General features: G+C 36.3%; 5 protein-coding genes. 2 read left to right on the top strand and 3 right to left on the bottom strand.

Features of this window, described 5'->3' with window-relative positions; all coding sequences use genetic code 11:
• The coding region (locus tag K6G87_RS08250; protein ID WP_296835744.1) for a M15 family metallopeptidase at positions 1-1,201 on the top strand (1,201 nt) is incomplete at its 5' end.
• 188 nt (positions 1,202-1,389) lie between these two features.
• Here K6G87_RS08250 and K6G87_RS08255 read toward each other — a convergent pair.
• The 3 genes from K6G87_RS08255 to K6G87_RS08265 are packed head-to-tail and all read right to left on the bottom strand — an operon-like array spanning position 1,390 to position 6,113.
• A complete protein-coding gene (locus tag K6G87_RS08255) occupies positions 1,390-3,735 on the bottom strand; it encodes a CPBP family glutamic-type intramembrane protease (protein WP_296835745.1) in 2,346 nt (781 codons plus the stop codon).
• Positions 3,732-5,099, bottom strand: coding sequence for an ABC transporter permease (locus K6G87_RS08260; protein ID WP_296835747.1), 1,368 nt, complete (start codon positions 5,097-5,099; stop codon positions 3,732-3,734). Before K6G87_RS08260 ends, K6G87_RS08255 begins: the two co-directional genes overlap by 4 nt.
• Positions 5,100-6,113 carry an ABC transporter ATP-binding protein gene (locus K6G87_RS08265; protein WP_296835749.1) on the bottom strand — a complete coding sequence of 338 codons (1,014 nt, stop codon included), beginning with the start codon at positions 6,111-6,113 and terminating at the stop codon, positions 5,100-5,102.
• A gap of 392 nt (positions 6,114-6,505) precedes the next feature.
• Here K6G87_RS08265 and K6G87_RS08270 point away from each other — a divergent pair.
• On the top strand, positions 6,506-6,783 hold a 278-nt coding region (locus K6G87_RS08270; protein ID WP_296835751.1), incomplete at its 3' end, for a DegV family protein.

The following is a 6,783-nucleotide window of genomic DNA, read 5'->3' on the forward strand; positions in this document are numbered from 1 at the left end:
GAGAATGATCATAAACAGAATTCAAAATGAAAATACATCAGAATATAAAAATGATAGTATTACTAAATATGACAAGCGTAAAAAGCCTGTTAAACCTTCTAAAAAACGAGTTATTTCTAAAAATATCATAAGTATACTTATGGTATTGCTAATATGCTGCCAGGGATGCGGGAACGATCAAGGGAATGCTGATACTAATGCCGCAGCAAGTATAGATATTTCAAATAATACATCAAATAAAGATGGTTCTGATATAGATGATTTAGATAAAGATACCTCAAATAAAAATGCTTCCAATAGTAATGCATCCAATATAGAAACAACAAATAATGACGTTTCAAATAATAATGTTTCTAATAAAGAAATATCAAATAAAAATATTTCAAATGATGATGATTCAAATAAGGAAACATCAAATATAAACGCTTCAAATAACAATACTTCAAATATAGATGAAACAAATACAGATAATTCTGATTCACAAAATGGAGCTTCCCAAGATGACCTTGAGGCTTCAAATAGTGACAGTAATACTGATGAATCAGATATAGAGATGGGCACAGAAGAAATGGATAATGAGATCAGTAGCGAAGATTTTTATATAGAAATGATATCAGATGAACTTTTTGCTCAGATGAAGGGCAAGTCCTATAAGGATGATTGTACCATTCCAATAGAGGACCTTAGGTATATACATATACTTCATAAGAATCTTGAAGGAGCTACATGTGAAGGAGAGATGGTATGTCATGAGATCATAGCTCAGGATCTGCTTGAAATATTTGAAGAGTTATATATAAATGACTATCCCATAGAACGAATGGAGCTTATTGATGTATATGATGCTGATGATGAGGCATCAATGACAGCCAACAATTCTTCATGCTTTAACTACAGATGCATATCTCATACTACCAAGATATCCAAGCACGGTCTTGGTATAGCAGTAGATATAAATCCCTTATACAATCCATACACCAAAGAAGTAGACGGTACAAGGATAGTAGAGCCGGCAGCAGGCGCCCCTTACCTTGACAGAGAAGCGGACTTCCCTTACAAAATAGATGAAAACGACTTATGCTACAAGCTCTTTACAGAGCATGGATTTATATGGGGCGGAAGCTGGAACAGCGTCAAAGACTACCAGCACTTTGAACTATCCGACGAAGTAGCAGACGAGCTCAGGAGCAAATATAATTAAAAAAATTCAAGAGCTTAATAGACGGATTATTATATTCCGTATGGGATCAACATGTTTGAGCGAAGCGAGTTTGGATCCCGGAATATAATAATCCTGATATTAAGCCTTGAATTTTAATACACGAAAGACAAGAAAAAACTTTATAAACTTCCCGCATTCAAGAATCTGCACGGCCAATCACATGCAGATCACCCAAGAAGTGCGGGTGCAAGCAGTGTGTAGATGAGGATCATGGTGCACACAAGTGTGAAGATGATCGTACCCGAGTTAAGGAATGCAATTGCTGAAAGCTCTTTGGAAGCAACTTCGTTTTGGGTATGTTCTATCTTCACATCTCTTTTTATAAATGTATAGATGATTGAAGCTATGCCAAGTATTATCATTGCATATTCAAAATATTCATAAACCGCTGGTGCAAGAGGATACAAGATGGCGGATGATGAGTTCATTATCATATGCATTATGATAGTCAGTATGACATTGCCGGTTCTTACATATACGTAGCCAAGGAGAATACCTATTGCAAATGCATAGAACAACTGATACAGATTGCAGTGGAATATTCCAAAGGCAAGTGAAGAGTATAGTATGGCAATAGCTTCTCCGTAGCGCCTTGTTCTGTCTATTATCAGCTTTCTGAATACAAGCTCTTCAAATATAGGAGCAAGGACAGCTACCATTATCATGGAAAGTACGTTATCGCCTGTTATTAAGGCGTTGATAACAGTATTTTCAGATTCTCCCCCTGATAATAAAGAAGCAAGGAAGGCACTAAAGTATGAAAGAGAATATGCTACAGGGAATATAATGCAGATTGCTCTAAAATACTGATTTTTACTAATGCTTCCTTTCTTGACGAGGACAGAATCATTTGAAAGCTTCATAACAAGTGCACATAGAGGACATGCTACAAGGTACATGGCAATTATATTGTTAACAACAAGGAATGTCGTATCTGAATATAAATCCTGAAGATTCATATTAGCTTTTGCTGATACTATATTAGCAAGCACATTTCCAATAAGTCCGCCTAAAACATTTGCACCAAGTATGAGAGCAAGAAGGGCAAATCCAACGATAGTATAGGTTTTCTTAGCTCTGTCATGATTTTCATAGCGTTCGATAGGAAGAGCTTTTTGGGTATCAGAAAGTTCTTTTTCCAAAGGATCAGAAACTTCTTCGGTTGATCTTGTCTTGCCGGTGATGGCAGATCCTATCTCAGCAAAGATTTTCCTGGTTCCTTTTTTGAATAGTCTGTTCTTATAAACTTTACCTGTGAGTATGGCAAGCATTACAGTAAAGAAGATAAGAAGCGAAATGTAGATTATAAACTCGATAAGGCTTATTCTTGCACAGATGATATCACCTGGTAAAGAGAAGGCAGAAGTAAAAGGAATGATCCTTACGATAAGCATGCCTATTGGTGAATTATCTGTATAAAGAGGTATGTACATTGATGCTATAAAGCCGGCAAGCATAGCAAGTACTGACATTGAATTGGTCTGTGACAATTCTTCTGCTGTTGAAGCAAATGAAGCAAATAAGGCTGAAACAAAGCAGTAGAATAAAAATGCTGCAAGGAGTGCTATAACAGCAAGGATCATAAGAACTCCAAAGCTGTGGGAAAGACCTTCTTTTGGAAGCATTTCCATAAAAAGAGCAATGATGTCAGTGCTCTTTTGGCCTATAAGACTTTCTATGATGGAATTACTTATAATAACACCGCCTAAACCGCAGGCTATCCATATAACTATCTGTATGACAGCCTCACAGAAGATGGCAGTTACTTTGCCAAATATAATTCCTGAAGGTCCTGTAAGAGTAAGGATGTATTCCATGAGCTTTGATGTCTTTTCCATGCTGACTATCTGACCTATACTTTGTCCATAGAATATTACCAAAAAGTATAGGGCCATCATTACCAGCATGTGAGCTATATAAGATAAGACTGGATAGTCGGTTCCTTCGCTTGTTTCTTCGCTTGTTTCTTCAGCTTTTGCGTAAGTAACATTAAGATCGCCAGTAGCCATGCTCAGTTTATCTTCAGAGACACCTATGCTTTTGATCTTGGCGCTCTTTACTGAATCAGAAAAATCATATGCAAAATCTTCTGCTTCACTACTACTTACAGTGCTTGTACTGGGAAGATAAGCATTAAGATTAAAGCCATCCTTATCTTCTGAAAGTTCAAGTATAACAGTACTTTCACTATATGTAGATATAACGTCAGGATTTTGTGCAGCCTCTTGGGCGCTTACACCTGAGATGTTACTGATATGCAAAAGGGGATAATCCTTCTGATGATCTTGTACGAAGCTGTCAGTATCTATTGTAAGATCTGTTTCATTAACTATATAAACATTTTCTAGGTCACTTGTCTTTGAATCATTATCAAATGCCCCGGATATAAAAATGTTGGAAACTCCTGCAGCTAAAAGTATAACTATACCTATTATGGCTGTAGAAGTAATGAATTTAGGGCCTCTAAGGGCCTGTTTTAGAGTGAATTTTAATATTTTAAGCCAGTTCTTCATTCGACCACCTGCTTTTTCATGAGTGCAATTATGTCTTTTGCTTTAAGTCTTTTACCTTGGAAAAGGAGCATAGACTCGTATACTGCTGATGCCAGGATAAATGAAAGGGCTGCAGTAATGACGATTATTATAAGAGCTATCGTTCCTGTAAATACACTGAGCTTTCCTGTAAGTATCAGAGCAGGAGTTATGAATGCTCCTGTAAAAGGGAATAGGGCACAGAAATTTTCAAACGAGCTTGATATACTAGTGCTAAGCATCATAATGATAATGAACATATCTACATATACGCAGACTATCATGATAAAGCTGTAAAATTTGTAAGCATCCTGCAGCTCGTCGAGCTTTGATACACTTGCGCCTGCGATTGCTCCAAGTATTGTAAACAGAAACAGACCTGCAAGAAAGTACAGCACTGTGAGAACAAGTTTTGGAATAGTAATAGTATTCCAAAATGATGAAACCACAACAAGATTACTTGAGGTGCTGCCTGAAGCATTACCTGCTATAAGGAAGACACATACAAGCTGAGACATAAAATAGCTTGAATATGCTGCAAACAGGATAATAACGTTTTCTAAAAGTCTTGCAGCTATTTTGCCTGATAGGAGCGCAAGAGGTCTTGTTCCTGTCAGAAGATATTCAATTACTCTGGATGATTTCTCGGTTGCAATGGATGTAGCTACATTACCAACTGACATGTTGATGAACATAAATACGGCCATAAGTCCTGCAAGCATTATTATATATTCGTTGTAGGAGATTCCCTCTTCGTTATTGGCAACAGAACCGCTTTCATCTATCTTCATAACATTTACATGAATGTTCTGTGTAAGATATTCATAATCTTCCTGGCTTATATCCAGGTTTTTAAGAATCTCTTCTCTGTAAAAAGACAGATAGTCATCTTCAAAGCTGCTTAAATCTGAGTCGCTGATCTCGGATTTGGAAGAATCTGTGATCGTGATATCAAAGCCTTCTTTGGCTTCATATTCTATCCCTATAACAAGATCTTTGTGATCAGAATTGCCTTTGAGATTTTCAATAGCATCAGTATAGGAGATATCACTATCTGTGACAAAAGATACATCTGTATACTTTTCATTTTCATTTAACAGAGAATAGTCAATAGTAAGATCTGTATTATCATATATATATACTGATTCTATAGCCGCTTTTACAGGGGCACTATTTTTAGCATCATCATCGGCCTTGTTATTATCAAGAATAAGCATGACAGGCATAGCCAGAAATGATATGGAACATATTACTAAGAGGAATATCTTAAAACCAGTCTTTTTGATACCTGTCATGAATTCAAATAAAAAGACCTGTTTGAATCCTCTGAATTCATTTTTATTCACTTACATATCCTCCGCCTTGCTGCCTTCAACATTAGTGCCTTTATCTTCATTTGGAGAGCTGTCTTTTGCAGCTGATTCTTTATCCTCTGCATTTTCTCCGACGCTTTCAATGAAAATCTCATGAAGAGAAGGCTCTCTTAGCTCAAATCTTACTATGGTCTTATTTTCATCAGTAAGATGCTTTAGAAGAGTTCTTGCTTCAGACTCGTTTTGAACCTTAAGCTGAATTCCTGCAGGAGTATCACTAACAACCCTTATTCCTAGGCTGTTAACAGTAGAAGAGATATCTTCATCGCACTTAACAAAGAGGTTAACGCGGCCGTAGGATTTCTTGATATCATTGAGATTGCCGTGAACTACAGCTTTACCCCTGTTTAAAATAGTAATGTCTTCACAGAATTCTTCGATGACAGGCATCTGGTGGGATGACATGATGATATATTTTTTCTTTTCGATTTCTTCGCGAATTACACTTTTGAAAAGATCCGTATTAACGGGATCAAGGCCTGAAAGAGGCTCATCAAGAATCAGAAAATCAGGGTCTGAGATAAGAGCAGCCATGAGCTGAATCTTCTGCTGGTTACCTTTGGACATCTGATCTGCAAGAGTGGGTTTTACTTTCTTTCCCTTTTTTCTCTCAGGAAAAAGATATTCCATAACCTTAAGTCTGTCGCCCCAGTATTTGATCCTTTCCATGGCAGCGTCTTGAGACAGACCTTTAAGTGATGCAAAATACATAAGCTGGTCCATGATTGGGTACTTGGGATATAAGCCTCTTTCTTCTGCGAGGTATCCTACATTGACCTTGTGAGTGTCAAAATTCTCGCCGTTTAAGAGAACTTCTCCGTGATCTTTGGAAAGTATGCCGAGCATCATACGTATGGAGGTGGATTTACCTGCACCATTTGTACCAAGAAGTGCATATACGCCGGGACCTTCAAGCCTGAAAGAAAGATCCTCTACGGCGACCTTGTCTCCAAAATTTTTTTGCAAATGTTTTACTTCAAATGACATGTTATATCTCCTCAATAATCCTTTTGCTAGTAAATACTACAAGTATAGATTGTAACAAAAATAGTATGGAACTTAAATACCTAATCTTAATTGTAATTGCGTAAAATAGACAAAATCATGGAAACTAATACGGGTAAAACTTCATTTTAGATAGATATGACACTTTGTTACTTTGTTTTGATGGATTTCTGTTTATGGTGCGATGGAAAAATATACTAAAAAAATGTATAACCAATATTTAGTAATATAGCGTCTTGAAAATATAATGAAGGATATGGAAAGTTTTCCTGAGTAAATATTTTAAGCTATTGTATTTAATTTTTTCTTAATATAAACTGAAAAAAGAGATTTTCTTTTTATATAAGTAGTAAAATGGCGGAGGAAAGTTATATATGAGTTCGGATTATGTAATTAGCTGCTGTTCTACAGCAGATATGCCAAAAGACTTTTTTGACACAAAAAAGGTAAGATATATATGTTTTCATTACCAGCTTGATGGCGTAGATCATTTAGACGACCTTGGACAGACAATTTCATTTGATAAGTTCTATAAGGCTATGCAGGACGGAGCTGATACCAAGACTTCACAGATCAATGTAGAAGAGTATGAAGAGTATTTTGAAGATATAGTTAAAGATGGTAAGGATATTATTCATCTTACATTGTCATC

This window comes from Butyrivibrio sp., assembly GCF_024699075.1.

Bases quoted from the DNA above. Each gene is read 5' to 3' on its own strand.
- K6G87_RS08255 (WP_296835745.1), bottom strand. From the start codon at position 3,735: ATGAAGAACTGGCTTAAAATATTAAAATTCACTCTAAAACAGGCCCTT.
- K6G87_RS08265 (WP_296835749.1), bottom strand. From the start codon at position 6,113: ATGTCATTTGAAGTAAAACATTTGCAAAAAAATTTTGGAGACAAGGTC.